The following is a 24,438-nucleotide window of genomic DNA, read 5'->3' as shown; positions in this document are numbered from 1 at the left end:
GCATAGGATAAACCCTGCGCGCTTTTCACGGGGAAGCGTCCGCGCACGTCCCTCATCGTCGGCGACCCGCGGCGCCACCGACGAAAAAGGGGCCGCCTTTCGGCGACCCCCCTTCCGTTCTTCGACCGGGTGCGTGGACTTAGAAGTCCATGCCGCCCATGCCGCCGCCGCCCGGCATCGCCGGAGCGCCGCTGTCCTTCTTCGGCGCGTCGGCGACCATGGCTTCCGTGGTCACCAGCAGGCCGGCGACCGAGGCCGCGTCCTGAAGGGCGGTGCGCACGACCTTGGCCGGGTCGACGATGCCGGCCTGGATCATGTCGACATACTCTTCGGTCTGGGCGTTGAAGCCGAAGGTCTCGCCGCCGTTGTCGGTGATCTTGCCGACGACGATGGAGCCCTCGACACCCGCGTTGCTGGCGATCTGACGGATCGGGGCTTCGAGCGCCTTGAGGACGATCTTGATGCCGGCCTGGACGTCCGGGATGTCGGACTTCAGCTCGGCGACCGCCTTCTTGGCCAGGAGCAGCGCGACGCCGCCGCCGGGGACGATGCCCTCTTCCACCGCAGCGCGGGTGGCGTTGAGCGCGTCGTCCACGCGATCCTTCTTCTCCTTGACCTCGACCTCGGTCGCGCCGCCGACGCGGATCACCGCGACGCCGCCCGCGAGCTTGGCCAGACGCTCCTGGAGCTTCTCACGATCGTAGTCCGAGGTGGTCTCCTCGATCTGCGCCTTGATCTGACCGACGCGGGCCTCGATGTCGGCCTTCTCGCCGAGACCGTCGATGATCGTGGTGGTCTCCTTCTCGATGCGGACGCGCTTGGCGCGGCCGAGCATCGGCAGGGCGACGTTCTCGAGCTTGATGCCGAGATCCTCGGAGATGGTCTGGCCCTTGGTGAGGATCGCGATGTCCTCGAGCATCGCCTTGCGGCGATCACCGAAGCCCGGAGCCTTCACGGCCGCGACCTTGAGGCCGCCGCGCAGCTTGTTCACGACGAGCGTGGCGAGCGCCTCACCCTCAATGTCCTCGGCGATGATGACGAGCGGCTTGCCGGTCTGCACCACGGCCTCGAGCACCGGCAGCATCGGCTGCAGCGAGGAGAGCTTCTTCTCGTGGATGAGGATGTAGGGATCCTCGAGCTCGGCGACCATCTTCTCGGCGTTGGTCACGAAGTACGGCGAGAGGTAGCCGCGGTCGAACTGCATGCCCTCGACGACGTCGAGCTCGGTCTCGGCGGTCTTGGCCTCCTCGACGGTGATGACGCCCTCGTTGCCCACCTTCTGCATGGCGTGGGCGATCATCTCGCCGATCTCCTTGTCGCCATTGGCGGAGATCGTGCCGACCTGGGCGACCTCTTCGGAGGAGGCGACCTTCTTGGCGCGGGCGGTGATGTCCTTCACCGCGGCGGCCGTGGCGAGGTCGATGCCGCGCTTCAGGTCCATCGGGTTGATGCCGGCGGCAACGTACTTGGCGCCTTCGCGGACGATCGCCTGGGCCAGCACGGTCGCGGTGGTGGTGCCGTCACCGGCGATGTCGTTGGTCTTCGAGGCCACTTCGCGCACCATCTGTGCGCCCATGTTCTCGAAGCGGTCGGCGAGCTCGATCTCCTTGGCGACGGTGACGCCGTCCTTGGTGATGCGCGGGGCGCCGAAGCTCTTCTCGATCACGACGTTGCGGCCCTTGGGGCCGAGCGTCACCTTGACGGCATCCGCGAGGATGTCGACGCCGCGCAGCATCTTGTCGCGAGCATCGGCGGAGAAACGTACGTCTTTCGCTGCCATGTGAGTTTACCTCGAATGATGGAAGGGGCCCTGAAGCCGGCCGAGGGCAAAAGCCCTGGCGGCCTCGAAGGGCGGTGGAGGGGTTGCGCGCCTTAGAGGGCGACGACGCCCATGATGTCGGATTCCTTCATGATGAGGAGATCCTGGCCGTCGATCTTGACCTCGGTGCCGGACCACTTGCCGAACAGCACGCGGTCACCGACCTTCACGTCGAGGGCGTTGACGCGGCCCTGCTCGTCGCGAGCGCCGGGGCCGACGGCGACGATCTCGCCCTCTTGCGGCTTCTCCTTGGCGGTATCCGGGATGATGATGCCGCCTTTCGTCTTCTCTTCGCTCTCGATGCGACGGACGACGACGCGGTCGTGCAGCGGACGGAACTTCATGAGCTGCCCTCTTGCTTCGGAATGGCGGTTGGTCTTCATGCGGCCGGGACGACCGCGCTCCACCTGATTGTTAGCACTCCAAGCAAGTGAGTGCTAACGACGCTGGCGAGATAGGCGCGTGGCGTTTTTGAGTCAAGGCGCAGCTTCTTCCCGGCTGCGGCGGTTTCACGCGAATTTCTCGCGCGCCTGGGACGGACGGGGACACATTCTCCCGATGATGAGCCTTCATGGGGCCAACGGCGCGGTCGAGCACGGCGGCGCGGGAGGCGGCGCGAGCCTGCCCGATCACGCGGTCTGGATCGATCTGAACGATCCGACCGCCGAGGAGGCCGCGCAGGTCGAGCGGAAGACGGGCATCCGCGTGCCTTCGCGCGCGGCGCTGAGCGAGGTCGAGTCGTCGAGCCGCCTGCGCCGCAACCGCGACGGCCTCTCCCTCTCGACGCCGATGGTGACCTTCGACCGCTCCGATTTCAGCCTGAAGCCGCTGGGCTTCCTGCTCAACGCGGACCACCTCGTCACCGTGCGCTTCCACGACATGCGCGCCATCGCGGCGGTCCGGAAGCGTGTGGACGAGCGCGACGGCGACGGCAGCACCAGCACGGGCATGTTCCTGCTCGTGGTCGAGGAACTGGTCGACAACCTCGCCGACCTGCTGGAGGAGATGTCGGGCGATCTCGATGCGCTCTCCACCCGCATCTTCGATTTCGATTCCGGCGCCCGGCCGGGTGCACGCAAGGGTGACACGACCGCACCAAAGCGGCGCGACCTTGCCCTGCGCCGCCTGCTCCGCTCGGTCGGGCGCCACGGCAAGTCGCTGTCGAAGGTCCGCGCCAGCCTGCTCGGGCTCGGGCGCATCATCGCCTTCGCCAAGAGCGAGTGCGGGCAGACCCTCAAGGAGGGCGACGCGCCGCGCTTCGACACGCTGGCGCAGGACATCGCCTCGCTGGACGAGTTCGAGACGCGGCTTTCCGAGACCGTCCAGTTCCTGCTCGACGCGACGCTCGGGCTCATCAATATCGAGCAGAACAACGCCTTCCGGGTTCTCACCGTCGTGTCCGTGGTCGGCGTGCCGCCGACCCTGGTGGCCTCGCTCTACGGCATGAACTTCAAGCACATGCCCGAACTCGACTGGGCCTACGGCTACCCCTACGGCCTCGCCCTGATCGCGATCTCGGCGATCGTGCCGCTGCTCTATTTCAAGGCGAAGGGCTGGCTATAACGGGCGTCGAGAAGCGCCGCCGTCTGGAGCGCGCCCTGCGGCTCAATGGCTGAGGCCGGGGAACAGGTTGCGCAGGCTCGTCACGATCATCTCCATCGCAACCGCGGCCAAGATCATGCCCATCAGGCGGCGCGTGATCGCGGTGGCCGTGGCGGACAGACGGTGGCCGAGCCAGGGGGCCGAGAGCAGCGCGACCGTCAGAAGCGTGAGAAAGGCGCCGACACCGAGCGCGAGTTCCGGCCATTTGGCCTGCGCCTTGGCGGTTTGGCCGAACACGATGAGCGTCGCGATCGTCCCCGGACCGACGAGCAGGGGGATGGTCAGCGGGTAGATGGCGACGCTGTCCGCATCGATCTGGTCTTCCTTCTCCTTGGGGCTGCGGCCATGCGTCTGGCTCGACGAGCCCTGAAGCATGGAGAGCGCGATCGTCAGGACGATGAGCCCGCCCGCCAGACGGAAGTCGTCGACGCTGAGTCCGAAGGCATCCAGGACGGCCTGCCCGGCCACGATCGAGACGAGGCAACCGATCGTGGTCCCGACAGCGGCCTTGACCGCAACGTGCCGCCGTACGGCGTCGGACGCGCCATCGGTCAGGGAGAGGAACACCGGCACATTCGCGATCGGGTTCATGATGGCGAACAAAGCGGCGAAGACCTTCGTGACGAAGGACAGATCGACAGACATCGCGAATCCCGGTTTCGAGCCTCGGACCCATAGCACGGCTCCGGCTTCGACCCGGCGCCGGGCCCGCAGGCAGCGAAGGGCGGTCATGCCGGCGTCTCACAATTCAGGCTTTGTTGGCGGCTAGCTGCGAGTCTCGTCCTCAGGCTCCAGGCTGAGCGAGCAGCGCACCCCGTCCCATGGCCGTCATCGCCGCCTTCGTCCTCAATGCCGGGCTGAACTTCATCCTCGGCATCGCCATCGCCCGAATGCTGGGGCCGGCCGATTTCGGCCGGTTCGCCCTGGCGACGGCCGGCGCGGTCGTGCTCAACACGATCCTGTTCGAGTGGCTGCGGCTCTCGGCGACGCGGTTCTATTCGGCGCGGGTGCGCGAGGCGGAGCCGTGGATCCGCCAGGGTCTCGACCGGGCTTACTGGGTCATCGCGCTGGCGCTGTTTGCCACGGCCGCCCTCTGCGCCGGGCTCGGGATCGCGGTCAATCCGACCCCCGAGGGGCGTCTGGTCATGACCGCCGGCACCATGGTCGCGGCGATCGGGATCGGGCTGTTCGATTATCACGCGGCGCTCGCCCGCGCCCGCTTCATCGGCAGCGCCTATCTCCGGCTCGTGGTGTGGAAGAACGTCCTGGCCTTCGTGCTGATGGCCGGCACGGCATGGCTGTTTCCGCAGCCGGTCTGGGTGCTGATCGCAGGGGGCTTGAGCCAGTTCCTGGCGGTGCTGCCGATGCGCAAGATTCTGGGCGACGGGCTCTTGGGGCACGCAACCGCCCTGCCCCATGGCCGAGCCCGTGAGACTCTGCGGCTGTTCGCGGCCTACGGCCTGCCCTTGATCGCGGCCAACGCCGTCTATCAGATCATGCCCTTCCTTAACCGCGCCGCCATCGCCGGCACCGCCGGCTTTGCCGAGGCCGGCTATTTCGCGCTCGCCGCCGATCTCGGTTCGCGGGCCTTCTCGACGCTCGGGGCCGCACTCGACCTGCTGCTGTTTCAGATCGCCGTACAGGCCGAGGAGCATCACGGCCGCGAGGCCGCCGAGACCCAGGTCGCGCGCAACATCGCCATCGTGGTGGCGCTGCTTCTGCCCTGCGCCGCCGGCTATTGGGCCGTGACGCCGGCCCTCCAGGCGCTGATCGTGCCGGAGGAGTTTCGCGGACCGTTCGCGGACTACACCGACCTGCTGATCCCGGGCCTGTTCTGCCTCTCGATCATGAACTTCGCCCTCAATCCCATCTTCCAGATCCGACGCCGGACGAGCCCGGTGGTCGCCGCCGCGCTCATCGGGCTGACCGTCAACGCCGTCGGCCTCGTCCTGCTGCCGCGGATGATGGGACCGCAGGGCGTTGCCGTCGCGCAGACCCTCGGCCTCGTCGCGGCGGTCGCCGTGCTCGGCCTGCGGGCGCTGACGGGGATCGAGCGCCTGCGCCTGCCGGGCCGCGACCTCGCCCTCACCGCCGCCGCCTGCCTTGCCATGGTTCTGGCCGTGCTGCCGTTCCGCGGCCTGGAGCCGGCACTCGCCCTGCCCGCCTGCATCGCGGCCGGAATGCTCGTCTACGGGGCCCTCGTCTGGTTCCTCGACATCGCCGGCCTGCGCAGCGCCGTGCGCCAGCGTTTCCCGAAGCGGCTGCCGGCCGCCGCGCGGTAGGCGCGGGCTTGGCCCAAGGTCGGCTTGGCCCAAAGTTGGCTGGGCGCAGTCTCGGCTTGCCACCTCCGGCCAAACGGGGTTTGAGTCCGGAAGCTTCTCGAAGCTCCAGAAAAATCCCACGGGACGGAAACGATGACCTCATACGCGCCGGCGAGCGAGCAGGAGGCGGCTGCCATCGTGACGCAGGCCGCCGGCCGGTCGGAACCGCTGCGTCTCGTCGGCGGCGGCACCAAGGCGGCGCTCGGCCGCCCGCCACAGGATGAGGCGACGCTCGCCGCGACGGGGCTCACCGGCATCACCCTCTACGAGCCGGCCGAGATGGTGGTCGCCGCGCGGGCCGGCACGCCGCTCGCCGAAGTTGAGGCGCTGCTGGCCGGCCGCGGGCAGATGCTGCCGTTCGAGCCGATGGATCACCGCCCGCTCCTCGGCTCCACCGGCGAGCCGACCTTCGGCGCGGTGGCAGCGGCCAACAATTCCGGCCCCCGCCGCATCAATGCGGGCGCGGCCCGCGACAGCCTGATCGGCGTGCGCTTCGTCAACGGACGCGGCCAGCCGATCAAGTCCGGCGGGCGGGTGATGAAGAACGTCACCGGCCTCGACCTCGTGAAGCTGATGGCCGGCTCCTGGGGCACGCTCGGCCTGCTGACGGAGGTCACCTTCAAGGTGCTGCCGGTGCAGGAGCAGGTCGCGACCCTCGTGCTGCCGGGTCTTTCCGACGCTGCCGCGGTCGAGGCGCTCGCCACCGCCCTCGGCTCGCCGTTCGAGCTGACCGGCGCCGCCCACTGGCCTGCCGGTATTGGTGGGTCGGAGCCGCGCACGCTGATGCGCGTCGAAGGCTTCGCCAAGTCGGTCGATTACCGCCTCGGCGAACTGCGCCGCCTGCTGCGCCGCTACGGCGCGGCGCAGGTCGTCGAGGGTGAGGAGAGCACCGCGCTCTGGCGCGCCGTGCGCGACGCGACCCCGCTGGCCGAGCCGCGCGAGACCGCGATCTGGCGCATCTCCACCGCTCCGACCCGCGGGCCCGCGGTCACCGCGGCGGTCGCGGCCGAGCGCGCCGCGCGCTGGTTCTACGATTGGGGCGGCGGCCTGATCTGGCTCGCCACCGATGCGTCCGACGATGCCGGCGCCGCGGTGATCCGCGCCGCGGTGAAAGCCGCCGGCAGCGGGCACGCGACCCTGGTGCGTGCGCCCGAGACCCTGCGCGCCGCCGTCCCCGTTTTCGAGCCGCTGCCCGAGCCGCTGATGCGCATCAGCGCCGGTATCAAGGCCGCGCACGATCCGGCCGGGATCTTCAACCCCGGCCGGATGTACGCAGGCGTTTGACCCTCGGTTCGCCTCAGAACACGAACCGCAGGCCGGCATAGAGCAGCCCGGCCAGGGTGATCGCCGCCGGCAGGGTCAGCAGCCACGCGGCGGCGAGGTTGCGCACGGTGGCCCATTGCAGGCCCGAGCCGTTGGCGGCCATGGTGCCGGCAACGCCGCTCGACAGGATGTGGGTGGTCGAGACCGGCAGGCCGTAGGCCTCCGCGAGGCCGATCGTGCCCGCGGCCGTGATCTCGGCCGACGCCCCTTGCGCGTAGGTCAGGTGCTTCTTGCCGATGCGGCTGCCGACCGTGACGACGATGCGCTTCCAGCCCACCATCGTGCCGAGGCCGAGCGCCAGGGCGACCGAGACCTTCACCCAGGTCGGAATGTAGCGGGTGCCGTCGTTCAGGCTCGTCTCGTAGGCCTTCAGCGCCTCGGCCTCCTCGCCGACGAAGAGCCCCTCGTGCTTCTTCAGGCTGTGGATCGCGTCCGAGGCGAGGTACATGTCGTTGCGCAGGTTCGGCGTCGCCTCCGCCGGAACGTGGCGGATCGCGCCGTACTCCTTCACCTTCGTGGCGATGTCGTCCGAGAGGGCGGCCAGGGCCGCATAGGTCTCCGGCCGGTCGAGGTCCTTCTTCCCCAGCGCCTCGGTGATCTGCACGCGCCCCTCGGCCGGGCTCGGCATCGGGGCTTGGTCCGCCCGGTTCTGGAACACCGTCCGGGCGCGCTCCGAGACTTGAACGAAATGCGGCGTTGCCGATTCCGACATGGTCCGGTTGAGCGCGTAGGCGGTGGGCGCGGCGCCGATCAGAATCAGCATGATCAGGCCCATGCCCTTCTGCCCGTCATTGCCACCATGGGCGAAGGAGACGCCGCCGCAGGTGAGGATCAGCAGGGCGCGGATCCAGAGCGGGGGCGGCGTGTCACCCTCCGGCTCTTGGTAGAGGGTGCGGTTGCGGATCACGAACCGCATCGTCAGCAGCAGCAGGGCCGCCATGACGAAGCCGACGAGGGGGCTGAACAGCAAGGCCCGCAGCACGCTCCACGCCTGATTCCACTGGACGCCGGAGGTGCCCGAGCCTTCGGCGGCAAGGAGCTGGTTGGCAAGGCCCACGCCGAGAACCGATCCGATCAGCGCGTGCGAGGACGAGTTCGGCAGGCCGAGCGCCCATGTCCCCAGGTTCCAGATGATCGCGGCGATGAGCAGCGCGAAGATCATCGCGTAACCGGCAGACGAACCGGACTTCAGCACCAGTTCCACGGGCAGCAGGGTGACGACGCTGTAGGCGACGGCACCGGTCGAGACGAGGACGCCGAGAAAGTTGAAGACGCCGGAATAGACCACGGCGACGACCGGAGGCAGGCTGTGGGTGTAGATCACCGTCGCGACGGCGTTGGCGGTGTCGTGGAAGCCGTTCACGAACTCGAAGCCGAGGGCGATGAGCAGCGCGAGGCCGAGCAGCGCGAAGGCACCGATCGCCAGCGGCGGCTGGCCGGCGGCCTGCATATCCGTGATCAGGTTGAAAAGCGCGTAGCCGAGCCCTCCCATCAGGACGAGCAGGAAGAGGCCGATTCCAGCCGGATGCATCCAGCCATCGAGATTCGGGCCCCGTGGCGAGCGGGCTTCGGTCGGTGCCGAACCCCCGTCCTGCAGGCTGAGCGCGTCTAACATTGAACCTCGAAGGAATCGACTGCGGACTTCGCTGATGCCGGGCGCGGGGCCGTACGGTCTCGGACCCTGCTGCGGCCGGTTGCGCAGCGGCGTCCACCCATCGACCGACCCAACGCCAGGCTTACAAATGCTGCTCAGTGGAGAGGTTCAGTGAAGTTTCGATGACATGAGGGAAAAGCAGATTTGGTCCGCATCTCCTGCTGTCATCCACGTCTCTGCACTTTATCGGCCGGGTCTGGACCGTTGACAGGCGCTGCACATGGCGACTTTCCCGGTCGCCTCAAGCCATGGGACGCCGGGGTTCGGATCGTCGTAGAAGGACGCTCATGCTGACGCTCGCGCTCTCGCTCGCCCTCCTCGTCGTGGTGATCCTCATCATCGTCCGGCGGCGCCACCTCACCCTTCTCATGGGGCTGGGCAGCCTGATTGCGGCCCTGCTCGCCATGCTCTGGCTTCAGGATCTCGGGCTCCTGCCCGGCTCGCAGGGACCGTTGACTCACACCCGGCCTCTGACGCTGGATGACAGCCATCGATGACGGCGCTGCGGAGGGCGGCCAGGGAACTCTCCCGCCCTTCGCGCGTCTGCCGCGATGAACCGGCCTCCGCTCCGAGGTCCGTCGGATTGGAGACCTCCCTTGCGCAACCTTCTCCTGCTTCTGATCGTGCTCGCAGGCGGCTTCGTGCTGACGGCCATGTATGTCGCGCCGAACCAGCCCGAATTGCGGGGCTGGTACCAGACCAATGCCTGCCCGCATCTCGACCGGATCAGCCCGAAGATCTGCGAGCCGATCCGGGCCGCCCGAGGCACGAGCGCGATCTGAGGCCCCGCTTGCGCCGGGTCTTCGACTGGTTCTTCCGCGACCGGCGCAGCGGTGCCGTCGTGATCGGCCAATGGCCGAACCTACCGCTCTGGATCTTCGCCGCGGCCTCGGCCCTGGAATGGCTGCTCGAGGCGGCGATGCCCGGCCTGCCGGCTCCGGTCTTCGCGGGCCTTCGCATCGTCGCACTCCTGAGCCTCACCGTCTGGGCGCTCGACGAGATCGTCCGCGGGGTCAATCCGTGGCGCCGCTGCCTCGGGGCCATCGTGCTGATCGGGATCGTCGTCAGTGCCAGCGGACTGGTCCGCCTGTGAGCGACCCGTTCGACCTCCTCGTCATCGGCGGTGGCATCAATGGCGCCGGGATCGCCCGTGATGCCGCCGGCCGGGGCTTGCGTGTCCTGCTCTGCGAGCGGGGCGATCTAGCCGAACACACCTCGTCGGCCTCGACCAAACTGATCCATGGCGGCCTGCGCTACCTCGAACAGTACGAGTTCCGGCTCGTGCGCGAGGCGCTGGCCGAGCGTGAACGGCTGATGCGGTTGGCACCCCACATCGTCTGGCCCCTGCGCTTCGTCCTGCCGTACGATGCAGGGCTACGGCCGGCCTGGATGCTGCGGCTCGGGCTGTTCCTCTACGATCATCTAACGCGCCTCAAGACGCTGCCGGGTTCGACATCGCTACGCCTCGATCGTGATGCCGCCGGCGTGCCGCTTCAGAAGCGGCTGACGCGGGGCTTCGCCTATTCCGATTGCTGGGTCGAGGACAGCCGCCTCGTCGTGCTGAACGCGCTCGATGCCGCCGAGCGCGGTGCGCAGATCCGCACCCGGACCGCCGTCGAATCCGCCCGTCGCGACGAAGGCGCCTGGACCGTCACCCTCTACGATTCCGACAGGCGGCGGCGGGAGAGCGTGCGGGCACGGGTCGTCGTCAACGCCGCCGGACCGTGGGTCGGCGAAACCCTGCTGCGAACGCTCTCCGTCGAAGCCCGGCCGAAGGTGCGCCTCGTCAAGGGGAGCCACATCGTCGTTCGGCGACTCTATGAGGGCGATCAGGCCTACATCCTGCAGCAGCCCGACCGGCGCATCGTCTTCGCCATTCCCTACGAGCGCGACTTCACCCTGATCGGCACCACGGATGTGGCGCATGAGGGCGGCCCTGGCCCGGTCGTCATCTCAGCCCAGGAGACACGCTATCTCTGCGCCTGCATCAACCGCTCGTTCGAGCGGCAGATCGGCCCGGACGACGTGGTCTGGAGCTTTTCGGGGCTCAGACCCCTCTACGATGACGACGCGGCGGCGAACGCCTCGGCGGTCACCCGCGATTACGTACTCGAACTCGACACCGACGGTCCTCCGGTCCTCTCCGTGTTCGGGGGCAAGATCACGACCTATCGCCGGCTCGCCGAGCACGCCCTCGACCGGCTGGGGCCGCACCTGCCCGGCCTGAAGCCGCCCTGGACCGGAACCGCCCCCCTGCCCGGCGGCGACATCGCCGGCGCGGATTTCGAGCGGTTCCTGGCGAGGCTCGTGGCCGAGCGTCCCTTCCTCCCGGCGGCGACCGCCCGCCGGCTCGCCCGCGCCTACGGCACCCGCCTGGAGCATCTGCTCGGCGACGCGCGGGCGCTGTCCGATCTCGGCGAGACCTTCGGCGGCGATCTCAGCGCGCGCGAGGTCGATTACCTCGTGCGGCACGAATGGGCACGCACGCCCGACGACATCCTGTGGCGGGCGCTCGAAGCTCGGGCTCAGGAGCGGCCGGGCGGATGTCGCCCGGCTCGGGCGTGCCCTCGCCAACCCATCGGCCGATCCCGGCGCTCAGCGGCCGTAGACGTCCTCGACCCGGATGATGTCGTCCTCGCCGGTATAGGAGCCGACCTGCACCTCGATCAGTTCGAGCGGGATCTTCCCGGGATTGGTCAACCGGTGCATCGAGCCGATCGGCAGGTAGACCGCCTCGTTCTCGTGCACGAGCACGATCGAATCGTTCAACGTCACCTCGGCCGTGCCCTTCACCACCACCCAGTGTTCGGCCCGGTGGAAATGCTTCTGCAGCGAGAGCCGCCCGCCCGGCGTGACCATGATCCGCTTCACCTGGAAGCGCTCACCGATATCGATGCGCTGATACCAGCCCCAGGGACGATACATCCGGCGGTGGGCATCCGCCTCCGGATGCGCCTTCTCGCGCAGCACGGTCACGAGATCCTTGACCTTGCCCGATTTTGCCTTGGAGGCGACCAGCACCGCGTCGGGGGTCGCGACCACCACGACGTCGTCGAGTCCGACCACCGTGGTGAGCCCGTCGCCCTCGCTATGGACGAGGCTGCCCGTGGTCTCCACCAGTTCGACGCGGCCGCGCACGGCGTTGCCCTGGGCGTCGCGCTCCAGCACCTGCCACACCGCGTCCCAGGTGCCGACATCCGACCACGCGAACGAGACCGCGAGCACCCCGGCCCGCGTCGTACGCTCCATCACCGCGTAATCGATCGAGGTTTTCGGCGCTCGCGCGAAGGATTCGGCCTGAAGCCGGACGAAGTCGAGATCGGTCGCGGCGTTCGCGAGCGCGCCGCGGGCGGCTTCCAGCACCTCCGGTGCGTGCGCTTCCAGCTCGGCGATCATCACGTCGGCGCGGAACAGGAAGTAGCCCGAGTTCCACAGGGCGCCCTCCCCGATCAGGCGCTCGGCACCGGCCGCGTCCGGCTTCTCGACGAAGCGCTCGACCCGGTGCAGGCCCGGCGCGTCGGGGAGTGCACCGCCGGTGCGGATATAGCCGTACTCGGTCGCCGGCCGGGTCGGGGTGATGCCCAGCGTCATGATCTGGCCGAGTCGGGCGCCCAAGGCCGCCTCCTGCGCGGCGCTGGCAAAAGCGGTGGCGTCCTCGATCACATGGTCGGCGGCCATCACCAGCACCACCGTCTCCGGCCCGCGCCGCGCGCCGTGAAGTGCGGCCACCGCGACGGCGGCCGCGGAGTCGCGTCGCTCGGGTTCGAGCAGGATGTCGGCAGCGATGCCCGCCTGCGCGAGCTGCTCGGCGACGATGAAGCGGGACTCAGCCGAGGCGATGACCGTCGGCCTCGCGAACACGGCCTCGTCGGCGACGCGGCGGACGGTGGCTTGGAAGGTCGAGGTCGCCGGATCGACCAGCGGCGTGAACTGCTTCGGCATGCTCTCGCGCGAAGCCGGCCACAGCCGCGTGCCCGAGCCGCCGCACAGGATCACGGGCAGGATCTTTTCGTGGTCTGCCTCGGCCATTGCCCAGTCCGTCGCGTATCGAGAGGCGCCAGCCGGTTGGGCACGGATGCGGGAGCGGCGGGCGCGAAAAATGACCCTGCCGTCTTAGCCGATCCCAAGAGGCGGCACCACGCGAGGCATGGTGCCGCCTGGAATCCCGGTAAATTCAAATGAAAGGCGGGGGTATCACCCCCGCCGAGACTGGAAAAGCGAACTACTCGGCCGCCTGCCGCTCGCCGTAGCCCAGGCGCGTGTTGAGTTCGCCCAGAAGCTTTACGGCCGCTTCCGCGATCACGGTGCCCGGCGGGAAGATCGCCGAGGCGCCCGCCGCGTAGAGGGCGTCGTAGTCGCCCGGCGGGATCACGCCGCCGACCACGATCATCACGTCGTCGCGGCCCTCCTGCCGTAGCGCGGCCTTGAGTTCCGGCACCAGCGTCAGGTGGCCCGCCGCCAGCGAAGAAACGCCGACGATGTGCACGTCGTTCTCCACCGCTTGGCGTGCCGCCTCGTCGGGCGTGGCGAAGAGCGGGCCGATATCGACGTCGAAGCCGAGATCGGCAAACGCCGAGGCGATCACCTTCTGGCCGCGGTCGTGCCCGTCCTGGCCCATCTTGGCGACCAGGATGCGCGGGCGGCGCCCGTCATTCTCCTCGAAGGCCTCGACGAGGCCGCGGACCTTCTCCACCACCGGCGACATGCCGCCCACCTCCCGCTTGTAGACGCCCGAGATCGAGCGAATCTCGGCGCGGTGACGGCCCCACGCCTTCTCCAGCGCCTCCGAAATCTCGCCGACCGTGGCCTTGGCCCGCGCCGCGTTCACCGCCAGTTCGAGCAGGTTGCCCTCGCCATCCGCGGCCTTCGTCAGGGCGGCCAGAGCCGCATCGACGTCGGCCTGGTTGCGCTCGGCGCGCAGGCGCTTGAGCTTGTCGATCTGCTTGGCGCGCACGTCGGCGTTGTCAACGCGCAGCAGGTCGATCTTCATCTCGTCGTCGGGCTTGTACTTGTTGATGCCGACGATGGTCTGGCGCCCGGAATCGATCCGCGCCTGGGCGCGGGCGGCGGCCTCCTCGATGCGCAGCTTCGGGATGCCGGCCTCGATGGCCTTGGCCATGCCGCCGAGCGCCTCGACCTCGCGGATATGCTCCCAGGCGCGCGCGGCGATGTCCCGGGTCAGCCGCTCGACATAGTAGGAGCCGCCCCACGGATCGATGATCCGCGTGGTGCCGCTCTCCTGCTGCAGGAAGAGCTGGGTGTTACGGGCGATGCGCGCCGAGAAGTCGGTCGGCAGCGCCAAAGCCTCGTCGAGTGCGTTGGTGTGGAGCGACTGGGTGCCGCCCTGCGTCGCCGCCATCGCCTCGATGCAGGTTCGCGTGACGTTGTTGAACACGTCCTGCGCCGTCAGCGACCAGCCGCTCGTCTGCGAGTGGGTCCGCAGCGGCAGCGACTTGTCGCTCTTCGGCTCGAACTCCTTGACGAGCTTGGCCCAGATCAGGCGCGCGGCCCGCATCTTGGCGATCTCCATGAAGAAGTTCATCCCGATCGCCCAGAAGAACGACAGGCGAGGCGCGAACTGGTCGATGGTGAGGCCCGCCGCGAGGCCGGCCTTGATGTACTCGACGCCGTCAGCGAGCGTGTAGGCGAGCTCCAGATCCTGCGTCGCCCCGGCCTCCTGCATGTGGTAGCCGGAGATCGAGATCGAGTTGAACTTCGGCATGTTCTTCGAGGTGTAGCCGAAGATGTCCGAGATGATCCGCATCGATCCCTTGGGGGGATAGATGTAGGTGTTGCGGACCATGAACTCCTTGAGGATGTCGTTCTGGATCGTGCCGGCGAGCTTCTCGGGCGGCACGCCCTGCTCCTCGGCCGCGACGATGTAGAGCGCGAGCACCGGCAGCACCGCGCCGTTCATCGTCATCGACACCGTCATCTCGTCGAGCGGAATGCCGGAGAACAGCGTGCGCATGTCGTAGATCGAGTCGATCGCGACACCCGCCATGCCGACATCGCCGGAGACGCGCGGGTGGTCCGAATCGTAGCCGCGGTGGGTCGCGAGATCGAAAGCGACCGAGAGGCCCTTCTGGCCCGCCGCGAGGTTGCGCCGGTAGAAGGCATTCGAATCCTCGGCCGTCGAGAAGCCGGCATATTGCCGGATCGTCCAGGGCTGGGCCACGTACATCGCCGGATAGGGACCGCGCAGGTAGGGCGGCAGGCCGGGGAACGAGTCGATGCCCTCACAGCCCTCGCGGTCCTCGGGTCCGTAGAAGCCCTTCACCGGAATGCCCTCGGGCGTCATCCACGGCTCCCCGGCCGGCGGGGGCGGCGCCTTGAAGCCGTCGGCCGCGTAGGCGACGGAGGCGAAATCGGGGATGCGGGAGCTCATCGTGCGTCTGTTCCTGGCGTCAGTCTCGGCATCGGCGGAGACGATGAATTTTTTTGAGCATTATAGGCAAGCCACCAAACGCGGCTACTGTCCATAAGGCCGGACTCAGCGGCCGCGCTTGCGCTGGCTGCCTGCCAGGTGACGGCGCCCGCGCGCATCCCAGCGCACGCTCGGCGCCGGCCCAGCCGGCGCGGCGAGCCACGCCCGGCGCTGGGCGATGAGAGCCTTGAGCCGTTCGGCCCGCTTCTCCTTGCCTGCGCAGTCGCAGGTGCAACCGACGTCGAAACCGTGGGGGCCGCCTTCGCCGGAAAACAGGCTGACCACCGCCAACACGATCCCGACGACGCCGATCACGCCGATCACGCCGATCACCAGCGCCGGCCACGCGAAGCCGAGGCCGACGAGGACGGCGATGGCGGCCTTTCCGGCCAGCGTTCCGACCACCTTCACTTTCAGGAGAGCGCCAAAGGTTGCCGCAGCGCCTGCCGATCCGCGCAGCGCCCTTAGGCTCCGCCTGCGGAAACGCTTGCGCGCAACGAGCGCTTCGAGCCGGCGCAATTCGCGCTCCGTCCGCCGCCGGGCGTGAGCCCGATCCTCCACCGCGTTCGCCCGCACGCCCCCTCCCCGCTGTGCTTGCCGCGCCGAATGTGCGGCGAGGCGAGCGTGACCGTCAAACCGCCGCTTTCCGCGGCTCGGGTCGTGCGGAGCGCGGGGCAAAAGGTTGGACGGAATGGCGACAGGGCGGGGGACGCCGAGTGCGGCGCGGAACTGGCCGTTCCTGGCGGGCTTCGTTGCGGCCGAGCGTCGGCTCGGCGCGCGTGCCCAGGCCGCCGGCCGGCTGCCGGCCTTCGCCTACGAATTTCTGAGGTTCGGAGTGAAGCAGGGCTGGGCCTGCCTGTTCGGCGGCCTCATCTGCGCGCTGCTCATCGGCACACACCTGTTCTACCCGGCCGACGCGCCGCTCTCGCGCTACGATTTTCTGACGCTCGCCGCGATCCTGATCCAGGTCGGGCTGCTGGCTTTGGGCATGGAGACCTGGGACGAGGCCAAGGTCATCGCGCTCTACCACGTCGTCGGGACGGCGATGGAGATCTTCAAGACCGGCGTCGGCTCGTGGATCTACCCGGAGGCGAGCCTGCTGCGGATCATGGGCGTGCCGCTGTTCACCGGCTTCATGTATGCCAGCATCGGCTCCTACATCGCCCGCGTCTGGCGCCTGTTCGACTTCCGCTTCACCCGGCATCCGCCGCTGATGTTCACGCTCCCGCTGGCGGGGGCGATCTACCTCAACTTCTTCAGCCACCATTACGTGGCCGACATGCGGGCGATGCTGGTCATCGCGACCGGCGTGCTGTTCGGAGGCACAGTCGTGCACTTCAAGGTCTGGCACGTGTACCGGCAGATGCCGCTGCTGCTCGGCTTCGTCCTCGTTGCCGGGTTCATCTGGCTGGCCGAGAACATCGGCACGGCGAGCCGGGTCTGGCTCTACCCGAACCAGGCGGCCGGCTGGTCGCCGGTCTCGGCGGCCAAGCTCGGCTCGTGGTTCCTGCTGATGATCGTGTCCTACGTACTCGTCACGCTGGTGAGCCGGCCCGAGCCATGCCCCGAGGCGGCACCCGCGCAGCCTGCCGATCCCGGCGCTGAGGCCACGATCAGTTGACGTAGGTGCGGATCCAGTTCGGGGAGAGGATTTCGCCCTCCTCGGTGATGATCCAGGGCTGCTTCGAGGGGTCGCCGAGGGCGCCCTTGGCGGCAAGCAGCGCCTCGCGCAGTGTGTCGTAGCGCTCCGGCTGGGCCAGGGGAGACGAGGCCGGCAGGGTGCGCCAGATCGTCAGGTCGGCAGGACGTTCGAGAGCTTCGGTTTCCATCTCATGCGCTTCCTGTTCGAACCGGGCCCGTTCGCGAACGGATCGCGGCGACGACTGACGTCGCTGGGCCGGTATGTACAAAGTTCTAGGGCGATCGAAGCATCTCTGGGGCGGCTTTGCGATCAATTCGAGTGCTCGATAGCCGTTCGATCACCGTTTCGTCGCAGTTCCTCGTCTGAACCTTGCCTTGGTTTCGCCAAGAATTGGTCCGGACCCACCCACCGATGCCTTTTCATCTGTAGGACGACACTGCGTATGAAACAGTATGCAATTGGTTACTCTTCGTAGGGGCATCCCTCGGTGCGGTGCCGCACCCAGCTTCCCTGTGCAGGAAAGCGGGGATTTGTTGACTGGACGCCACACCGGACACAGCTAAGTCTCAATTGCCGGACGCGCGCGCTTTGCGGCGCGACGGACCTGACTCTCGGGAGTTTGGTGGAGAGAACCTGAACGTAGCCCGTACCGCCGACGCGGCGCGGGTCGCGCGGTTCATGGCTGAGCAGGGCTGAGGTTGTCGGTGCCGGATCGCTTCGTGCGCGTCGCCTTGGGCGTGACGCTGGGCCTGCTGATCGCTTTCGTGGCGCAGCCCTACATCCTCGCCTTCCTCTACTCGGCGAACGCGCCCCGCTCGGTCGCGGCGCGCGGCGATCTCTCGGCGGCGGAGAAGACCACCGTCGATCTGTTCGCCAGCGCCTCGCCCTCTGTCGTCCACGTCTTCGCCCAGGCGGCGGCGCAAGGGCGCGCGCTGATGGAGCCGGACGACGAGTTCGGCCAGGGAGAACAGCAGCAGGGCTCCGGCACGCAGACCGGCACCGGCTTCGTCTGGGACGCGGCGGGCCACGTCGTCACCAACAACCACGTCGTCGAGGCCGCGACGAAGGGTGGCGGCTCGATCTCCGTGCGGCTCGCCTCCGGCGAAGTGATCGGCGCGCGGGTCGTCGGCACGGCGCCGAGCTACGATCTCGCCGTGCTCCAGCTCGGCCGCGTGGCCAAGATGCCCCCTCCCCTGGCTGTAGGGACCTCGGCCGACCTCAAGGTCGGGCAGTCGGCCTTCGCCATCGGCAACCCGTTCGGCCTCGATCACACCCTGACCACCGGGGTCATCAGCGCACTTCAGCGGCGGCTGCCGACGCAGGAGGGCCGGGAGCTGTCGGGCGTCATCCAGACCGATGCGGCGATCAATCCAGGCAATTCCGGCGGGCCCTTGCTCGATTCCGCGGGGCGCCTGATCGGCGTCAACACCGCGATCTTCTCGCCCTCCGGCGCCAGCGCCGGCATCGGCTTCGCGGTGCCGGTCGATGTCGTGAACCGAGTGGTGCCGGACCTCATCAAGAACGGGCGTGTGCGCAATCCCGGCATCGGCATCATCGCCGGCCAGGAGGCGACCGCCGCCCGGCTCGGCATCGACGGCGTCGTGGTGCTGCGGGTTCTGCCCGGTTCGCCGGCGGCGCAGGCCGGTTTGCGTGGCGTCGATCCCCGCACCGGCACGATCGGCGACGTCATCGTCGGCGCCAACGGCCGCCCGGTTCACCGCCTGTCGGACCTGACCGCCGCGGTCGAGGAAGCGGGGCTCGACCGCCCGGTGAGCCTACTGGTGGAGCGCGACGGCCGGGTGCGGACGGTGCGGGTGAATACCGCCGACGTGGCGCAGACGCGGTTGTAATCCCGCTCCCCGTGGGCGTGCACCGGATGAGCGCTTTACGCGCGCACCGAACCGGCCGATGACCGCGGGATGCTCATCGCCCTCGGCCTTCTGGCGCTCATCGGATTCTGGTGGCTCGGCCGCCGCAACGGGCGCCTGCCCTTCGGCCTGACGCCGCGCCTGCTCGCCGGCTACGTCCTGCTGGCGACGGCCTTCGTGCTGTCGCTGCGCGGCAGCTTCCTCCCGGCCCTTCTGCTCGGCGCAGGAGGCGTCTGGCTCTCGGAGGGCGAGGCGGGCGTGATCCGGCGGGTCCGCGCATGGCGCGGATACCGGGAGCCCCGCCAAGTGCGGACGGCCGCCCTCGAATTCGACCTCGGCACCGACGGGGAGCCGATGGACGGGACCGTGCTCGTCGGGCCCTTCGCCGGCCGCCGCCTCTCGGCGGTGCCGTCGGAGGCGCTCATCGAGCTTGCCGCCCTGCTGAGCGCCAACGATCCCGAGGGCGCCCGCGGGCTAGAGGCGTATCTCGACCGCCGGCATCCCGGCTGGCGTATAGACGCTGATGTCGACGGAGACCCGCGGACGGGCGGACCGACGAAGCCAGGGTCGATGACGGAGCAGGAGGCCTATCAGGTCCTGGGGCTTGAGCGCGGGGCGTCCCTGGAGGACGTCCGCGCGGCTCATCGGACGCTGATGAAGCGGCTGCATCCCGACCAGGGCGGCAGCGTCGAGGGAGCGGCGCGCGTGAACGCGGCGCGTGACAGACTGGTGAACCGACATCGCTAGAACTCCACGCGCGTTGTCAGGGTCGATATGTCGAAGGTCGTCGGAAACCGCTTGAAGCGGCTCTTGTCATCGGGCGGTCGCCGGCCGAACGCGCCGGCAGCCGCACCGAGGATGGCTGTTGGAGGCGATCAGCTCCGGGTCGCGAAGCAGTTGAAGCCGTTCTTCTTCAGCGCGGCGCAGGCATCCTGCGCGGTGCTCTGTTCGGCAAATCCCGAGAAGCGGGCGCGGAACAGCGTGGTGCCGCCATGTGTCACGCGCACCGTGTAGGGCGCGGCCTTGGACAGCATGCCGGTGCGGCTGCGGGCGTCGGCGAGGATCGACTTGGCCTTGTCCTCGTCGTCCATGGCGCCGAGCTGGATCACCCAGGGGCTCGGCGTGACGGGCTTGGCGCTGTCACCGCGGGCATCCTTCGGCGGGCCCTCGGCGCGGGAGGCGACGCCCTCGACGGCGGGCAAGCGTGCGGTCGATTTGCCGGCCGTGCCGGGGAAAGGCGCTTGACCCGCCGAGCCGGCATAGGCCTGGGCAGCGCCCGGCAGCGCCTGGAGGGTGGTGCGGCGCGATCCCGGCGTGGTGGTGGCCGGCCGGATGTCGAGCGGAGCGTTGCTTGTGGAGCTCGTCGTCTCGATGTCTTCGTCGTCCGCCGAGGCGAGGACCGTCCGGGTGCGGGAATCGGCTTCGGCGACGACTGCCGGGCGACCGCGCTCGGCCACCTCGACCACGGGCGCGGTCTGACGGCTGCCGGCGAAGGCGCGGGGCAGATTGGCGCGGACGAGGTCGGCCATGATCCGGTCGCGGCTCGCGCCCGATTTGCCGCCGAGCACGATCGCGACGATCTGCCGGTCGCCGAGCTTGGCTGCGGTCATCAGGTTGAAGCCGGAATCGCGGGTGTAGCCAGTCTTGATGCCGTCCACGCCCTCGACATTGCCGAGCAGCCGGTTGTGGTTGCCGATGGTCCGGCCGCGGAAGGCGAAGGAGCGGGTCTGGAAGTAGCGGTAGTAGCGCGGGAAGCGATCCTGGATCGCACGGGCCAGCAAGGTGAGGTCGTGGGCGGTGGTGATCTGATCGGGGTCGGGAAGGCCCGACGCGTTGGCGTAGTGGGTGCGGCTCATGCCGAGCGCCTTGGCCTTGCGCGTCATCATCTCGGCGAAGCGCGGCTCGGAGCCGGCGATGTTCTCGCCGATGGCGCAGGCCACGTCGTTGGCCGACTTGGTAACGAGCGCCTTGATCGCCTCCTCCACCGTGACGGTCGAGCCGGGGCGCAACCCCAGCTTCGACGGCGCCTGGGCGGCGGCGTTGGCCGAGATCGAGAGCGGCGAATCGAGGTCGTAGCGACCCTTCTCCAGCTGCTCGAACAGCATGTAGAGGGTCATCACCTTGGTGATCGAGGCCGGGTGGCGCAGCGCGTCCTCGTTGACCGCGTGCAGCGTGCGGCCCGACTTCACGTCCACGACCATGGCGGCGTAGGGCGGGTTGTACCCGCTCACCGCCTTGCGGGCGTGGCCTCGGCGTTTTGCCTCGGCCGGGTCGGCCACTGCGACGAGAAAACTCGTCGCCAGGAGCAGCACGGCGACAGCGCGGGACCCCGTGGTGGGCCGGCCTTCTACGCGACGCATCTCGAAACCTTCGCCTCGACAGTCGGACGTTCAAGCCCGGCTGGCACCCTTCACGAACGCCGCCATCGGGTCCGCAATCTCTGTCGAAGACGGTAGGATGAACGCGGTTACGCGGCCGTTAATGCCGGCCGATGCGGGTGCGAGATCGTCCTTTCGCCACAGGGGTTAAGCCGATCTTGACGAGACCCCCTCGGGAAGGCCGGCGTCGCCCGCGTCGGGTCCGCCATGCGGCGTTTCGTCATCGGATCCAAAGACGGCCGCGCCGCATTTCGCGCGTGGGCGCAGGGCTGGCCGCGCGTTCAATCAGTACGGACAGTTTCGCGCACCTCACTGGCGCAGGCGCCGATCGGCCTATAGATTGCCTGTTGAGCGCCGCGCCCCTCACCGGGACGCTGGCGCCGAAGGCTGCCAGACCAAGGTCGCTTCGATTCAGATGTCTTCCAAGCTGATTCAGGACAACGTGCAGGAGGCGGGTCGGGGACGAGTTCCGGTGCGTGCGGCCTCAACACCGCGCAGCCCCGGCGACGACGACCGTTCGGGCACCGCGATCATCACCCGCACCAAGCCGCGGGCGAAGCGACCGAGCCTGTACCGCGTGCTGCTGCTCAACGACGATTACACGCCGATGGAATTCGTCGTGCATGTCGTGGAGCGGTTCTTCAACAAGAGCCACGACGACGCCTACCAGATCATGATGCACGTCCACCACAATGGTGTGGGGGAGTGCGGCGTGTTCACCTACGAGGTCGCGGAAACGAAAGTGACGCAGGTGATGGATTTCGCCCGCAAGCACCAACATCCGCTTCAGTGCGTTATGGAAAAGAAATAGGCATCCAGCGAAGGCCAGAGCATTGCCCAGCTTCTCACGTAGCCTCGAGCAAGCCCTCCACCGCGCCCTGGCCTTGGCCGGAGAGCGCCGCCACGAATACGCGACCCTCGAACATCTCCTGCTCGCTCTCGTCGATGATCAGGATGCTGCCGCGGTGATGCGGGCCTGTAACGTCGAGACCGACGTACTGCGCCGCAATCTCGTCGAATACGTCGACACCGAACTCTCGAATCTGACGGGCGACGGGCGCCAGGACGCCAAGCCGACCGCCGGCTTCCAGCGTGTGATCCAGCGTGCGGTGATTCACGTCCAGTCCTCGGGCCGCGAGGAGGTGACAGGGGCCAACGTGCTCGTCGCGATCTTCGCCGAGCGCGAGAGCCACGCCGCCTACTTCCTGCAAGAGCAGGACATGACCCGCTACGACGCGGTGAACTACATCAGCCACGGCATCGCCAAGCGGCCCGGCGCGTCCGAGGCCAAGCCTGTGCGCGGCGCCGAGGAGGAGGCCGCGTCCGAGCGTCCGGGCGGCGAGGAGACCGAGGCGCGGCCCAAGAAGAAGGGCGATGCGCTCGACGCCTACTGCGTCAACCTCAACAAGAAGGCCCGTGACGGCAAGATCGACCCGCTGATCGGCCGCCATTCCGAGGTCGAGCGCACGATTCAGGTGCTCTGCCGCCGCCAGAAGAACAATCCGCTGCTGGTCGGCGATCCCGGCGTCGGCAAGACGGCGATCGCGGAAGGTCTCGCGCGCAAGATCATCCAGCACGAGGTGCCGGAAGTTCTGGCCGACGCGACGGTGTTCTCCCTCGACATGGGCACGCTGCTGGCCGGCACCCGCTACCGCGGCGACTTCGAGGAGCGCCTCAAGCAGGTGATGAAGGAGATCGAGGCGCATCCCAACGCCATCATGTTCATCGACGAGATCCACACCGTGATCGGTGCGGGTGCGACCTCGGGCGGCGCGATGGATGCCTCGAACCTCTTGAAGCCCGCTCTGGCCTCGGGTGCCCTGCGCTGCATCGGCTCGACCACCTACAAGGAGTACCGCCAGTACTTCGAGAAGGATCGCGCCCTGGTGCGCCGCTTCCAGAAGATCGACGTCAACGAGCCGTCGATCCCGGACACGATCGAGATCCTCAAGGGGCTGAAGCCGTATTTCGAGGAGTTCCACAAGCTCAAATACACCACCGAGGCCGTGAAGGCGGCGGTGGAGCTGTCGGCGCGCTACATCAACGACCGCAAGCTGCCCGACAAGGCGATCGACGTGATCGACGAGACCGGCGCCTCGCAGATGCTGGTGCCGGAGGCGCGCCGCAAGCGCACCATCGGCGTCAAGGAGATCGAGACCACCATCGCCACGATGGCGCGCATCCCGCCGAAAACCGTGTCGAAGGACGACGCTGTGGTTCTCAAGAACCTCACTGAGAACCTGAAGCGGGTCGTCTATGGCCAGACCAACGCCATCGAGGCGCTGACCTCGGCGATCAAGCTCGCCCGTGCGGGCCTGCGCGATCCCGACAAGCCGATCGGCTCCTACCTGTTCGCCGGCCCGACCGGCGTGGGCAAGACCGAAGCGGCCAAGCAACTCGCGGCCTCGCTCGGCGTCGAGATGCTGCGGTTCGACATGTCGGAATACATGGAGCGCCACACGGTCTCGCGGCTGATCGGTGCCCCGCCCGGCTATGTCGGCTTCGATCAGGGCGGACTGCTCACCGACGGGATCGACCAGCACCCGCACTGCGTGCTCCTGCTCGACGAGATCGAGAAGGCGCATCCGGACCTGTTCAACATCCTGTTGCAGGTGATGGATCACGGCAAGCTGACCGACCACAACGGCAAGCAGGTCGATTTCCGCAACGTCATCATCATCATGACGTCGAATGCGGGTGCCTCCGATCTGGCGAAGTCGGCCTACGGCTTCACGCAGTCGAAGCGCACGGGCGACGACGTCGAGGCGATCAACCGGCTGTTCGCGCCGGAATTCCGCAACCGTCTCGACGCGATCATCTCGTTCGGCCACCTGCCGAAGGAGGTCGTGGCCAAGGTCGTCGACAAGTTCGTGCTCCAGCTCGAAGCGCAGCTCGCCGACCGCAACGTCACGATCGAGCTGTCGGACGAGGCCCGCGAATGGCTCGTGGAGAACGGCTACGACGACGCGATGGGCGCCCGCCCCATGGCCCGTCTGATCCAGTCCACGATCAAGACGCCGCTCGCCGACGAGGTGCTGTTCGGCCGTCTCAAGGACGGCGGGGCCGTCAAGGTGGTGCTGAAGAAGCCGGAGGCCGAGGACGGCAAGGGCAAGGCGGAACTCGGTTTCGAGTTCCCCGCCGGACCGGTCACCCCGAAGCCGGAGACGGACGTCGCCAACGCGGCCAAGCGCAAGCGCTCGAAGCCGCGCTCGGCGCCGCGCAAGAAGGCGGCCAAGCGTGACGGCGGCCCGTCCGGCGGCGGATCCTCCGGTGGCGGCTCCGTCCGCACCGTGCCGAAGGTGCCGCTGAAAGTCTGACAGTGCGTGGCCGCTCATTCGCAAGAGTGAGTGGCCTTCGAGGCCGGCGCGGGTTGCGTTCCTGCGCCGGCTCCCGGATATGGGCGG

Annotated in this window: 20 protein-coding genes and 1 pseudogene; 12 read left to right on the top strand and 9 right to left on the bottom strand. The window is 68.4% G+C overall.

Annotated features, from left to right (window positions below):
* Positions 1-139: 139 nt before the first annotated feature.
* Together groL and groES are read right to left on the bottom strand one after the other, a co-directional pair.
* A complete protein-coding gene (gene groL / locus M2437_RS08180) occupies positions 140-1,780 on the bottom strand; it encodes a chaperonin GroEL (protein ID WP_003603799.1) in 1,641 nt (546 codons plus the stop codon).
* 92 nt (positions 1,781-1,872) lie between these two features.
* Complete coding sequence (gene groES, locus M2437_RS08175; RefSeq protein ID WP_003603800.1) at positions 1,873-2,163, bottom strand: co-chaperone GroES; 291 nt, start codon at positions 2,161-2,163, stop codon at positions 1,873-1,875.
* A gap of 214 nt (positions 2,164-2,377) precedes the next feature.
* Between groES and M2437_RS08170 the strand changes: the two genes are divergently transcribed.
* Positions 2,378-3,382, top strand: a complete 1,005-nt coding sequence (locus M2437_RS08170; RefSeq protein WP_003603801.1) for a magnesium transporter CorA family protein — start codon at positions 2,378-2,380, stop codon at positions 3,380-3,382.
* Between the two features lie 42 nt (positions 3,383-3,424).
* Here the strand turns inward: M2437_RS08170 and M2437_RS08165 are convergent, their stop codons facing one another.
* Positions 3,425-4,066 (bottom strand): MarC family protein, encoded by a 642-nt coding sequence (locus tag M2437_RS08165; protein WP_056464130.1) that lies wholly within the window; start codon positions 4,064-4,066, stop codon positions 3,425-3,427.
* Positions 4,067-4,242: 176 nt separating this feature from the next.
* On the opposite strand from M2437_RS08165, the gene M2437_RS08160 reads away from it, so the two are divergent.
* Together M2437_RS08160 and glcE are read left to right on the top strand one after the other, a co-directional pair.
* On the top strand, positions 4,243-5,703 hold the full coding sequence (locus M2437_RS08160; RefSeq protein WP_253387085.1) for a lipopolysaccharide biosynthesis protein: 1,461 nt from the start codon (positions 4,243-4,245) through the stop codon (positions 5,701-5,703).
* A 132-nt stretch (positions 5,704-5,835) separates the two neighbouring features.
* Positions 5,836-7,026 carry a glycolate oxidase subunit GlcE gene (glcE, locus tag M2437_RS08155; protein WP_253387084.1) on the top strand — a complete coding sequence of 397 codons (1,191 nt, stop codon included), beginning with the start codon at positions 5,836-5,838 and terminating at the stop codon, positions 7,024-7,026.
* A gap of 13 nt (positions 7,027-7,039) precedes the next feature.
* Here the strand turns inward: glcE and M2437_RS08150 are convergent, their stop codons facing one another.
* A complete protein-coding gene (locus M2437_RS08150; RefSeq protein ID WP_253387083.1) occupies positions 7,040-8,680 on the bottom strand; it encodes an inorganic phosphate transporter in 1,641 nt (546 codons plus the stop codon).
* A 326-nt stretch (positions 8,681-9,006) separates the two neighbouring features.
* On the opposite strand from M2437_RS08150, the gene M2437_RS08145 reads away from it, so the two are divergent.
* From M2437_RS08145 to glpD, 4 genes and pseudogenes are all read left to right on the top strand, one after another.
* Positions 9,007-9,216 carry a hypothetical protein gene (locus tag M2437_RS08145; protein WP_003600907.1) on the top strand — a complete coding sequence of 70 codons (210 nt, stop codon included), beginning with the start codon at positions 9,007-9,009 and terminating at the stop codon, positions 9,214-9,216.
* A 99-nt stretch (positions 9,217-9,315) separates the two neighbouring features.
* A complete protein-coding gene (locus M2437_RS08140; protein WP_012255824.1) occupies positions 9,316-9,501 on the top strand; it encodes a hypothetical protein in 186 nt (61 codons plus the stop codon).
* Between the two features lie 8 nt (positions 9,502-9,509).
* The gene (locus M2437_RS08135; protein WP_253387082.1) at positions 9,510-9,812 is read left to right on the top strand and encodes a hypothetical protein; all 303 of its coding nucleotides are present in this window, start codon (positions 9,510-9,512) and stop codon (positions 9,810-9,812) included.
* A pseudogene (gene glpD, locus M2437_RS08130) lies at positions 9,809-11,327 on the top strand (glycerol-3-phosphate dehydrogenase). The gene M2437_RS08135 and the pseudogene glpD overlap by 4 nt, the downstream one beginning before the upstream one ends.
* Here glpD and M2437_RS08125 read toward each other — a convergent pair.
* From M2437_RS08125 to M2437_RS08115, 3 genes are all read right to left on the bottom strand, one after another.
* Entirely contained in the window at positions 11,315-12,748 is a 1,434-nt protein-coding gene (locus M2437_RS08125; protein WP_253387080.1) for a mannose-1-phosphate guanylyltransferase/mannose-6-phosphate isomerase, read from the bottom strand. The pseudogene glpD and the gene M2437_RS08125 overlap by 13 nt on opposite strands.
* A gap of 193 nt (positions 12,749-12,941) precedes the next feature.
* Complete coding sequence (gene scpA / locus M2437_RS08120) at positions 12,942-15,107, bottom strand: methylmalonyl-CoA mutase (protein WP_253387079.1); 2,166 nt, start codon at positions 15,105-15,107, stop codon at positions 12,942-12,944.
* A gap of 105 nt (positions 15,108-15,212) precedes the next feature.
* A complete protein-coding gene (locus M2437_RS08115; RefSeq protein WP_253387078.1) occupies positions 15,213-15,722 on the bottom strand; it encodes a hypothetical protein in 510 nt (169 codons plus the stop codon).
* A 115-nt stretch (positions 15,723-15,837) separates the two neighbouring features.
* On the opposite strand from M2437_RS08115, the gene M2437_RS08110 reads away from it, so the two are divergent.
* On the top strand, positions 15,838-16,767 hold the full coding sequence (locus M2437_RS08110; protein WP_253387077.1) for a DUF817 domain-containing protein: 930 nt from the start codon (positions 15,838-15,840) through the stop codon (positions 16,765-16,767).
* Here the strand turns inward: M2437_RS08110 and M2437_RS08105 are convergent.
* Complete coding sequence (locus tag M2437_RS08105) at positions 16,760-16,975, bottom strand: hypothetical protein (RefSeq protein ID WP_003600916.1); 216 nt, start codon at positions 16,973-16,975, stop codon at positions 16,760-16,762. The genes M2437_RS08110 and M2437_RS08105 overlap by 8 nt on opposite strands.
* Positions 16,976-17,492: 517 nt before the next feature.
* Between M2437_RS08105 and M2437_RS08100 the strand changes: the two genes are divergently transcribed.
* Both M2437_RS08100 and M2437_RS08095 read left to right on the top strand, forming a co-directional pair.
* Positions 17,493-18,638, top strand: coding sequence for a S1C family serine protease (locus M2437_RS08100; protein WP_003600917.1), 1,146 nt, complete (start codon positions 17,493-17,495; stop codon positions 18,636-18,638).
* A gap of 69 nt (positions 18,639-18,707) precedes the next feature.
* A complete protein-coding gene (locus tag M2437_RS08095) occupies positions 18,708-19,403 on the top strand; it encodes a J domain-containing protein (protein WP_253387076.1) in 696 nt (231 codons plus the stop codon).
* 128 nt (positions 19,404-19,531) lie between these two features.
* On the opposite strand, the gene M2437_RS08090 is transcribed toward M2437_RS08095, so the two are convergent.
* Positions 19,532-21,016 carry a D-alanyl-D-alanine carboxypeptidase gene (locus M2437_RS08090; protein WP_003600921.1) on the bottom strand — a complete coding sequence of 495 codons (1,485 nt, stop codon included), beginning with the start codon at positions 21,014-21,016 and terminating at the stop codon, positions 19,532-19,534.
* A gap of 433 nt (positions 21,017-21,449) precedes the next feature.
* On the opposite strand from M2437_RS08090, the gene clpS reads away from it, so the two are divergent.
* A complete protein-coding gene (gene clpS / locus M2437_RS08085; protein ID WP_003600922.1) occupies positions 21,450-21,845 on the top strand; it encodes an ATP-dependent Clp protease adapter ClpS in 396 nt (131 codons plus the stop codon).
* A gap of 22 nt (positions 21,846-21,867) precedes the next feature.
* Positions 21,868-24,351: an ATP-dependent Clp protease ATP-binding subunit ClpA gene (clpA, locus tag M2437_RS08080; RefSeq protein WP_012255834.1), complete on the top strand. Its 2,484-nt coding sequence runs from the start codon at positions 21,868-21,870 to the stop codon at positions 24,349-24,351.
* The last annotated feature ends 87 nt before the right edge of the window (positions 24,352-24,438 follow it).

The sequence above is a fragment of the Methylorubrum pseudosasae genome (assembly GCF_029504475.1).
In the GTDB taxonomy this organism is placed as follows: domain Bacteria; phylum Pseudomonadota; class Alphaproteobacteria; order Rhizobiales; family Beijerinckiaceae; genus Methylobacterium; species Methylobacterium extorquens.
The sequence above is the reverse complement of the archived record's forward strand: the minus strand, read 5'-3'. Positions and strand labels throughout refer to the sequence as shown.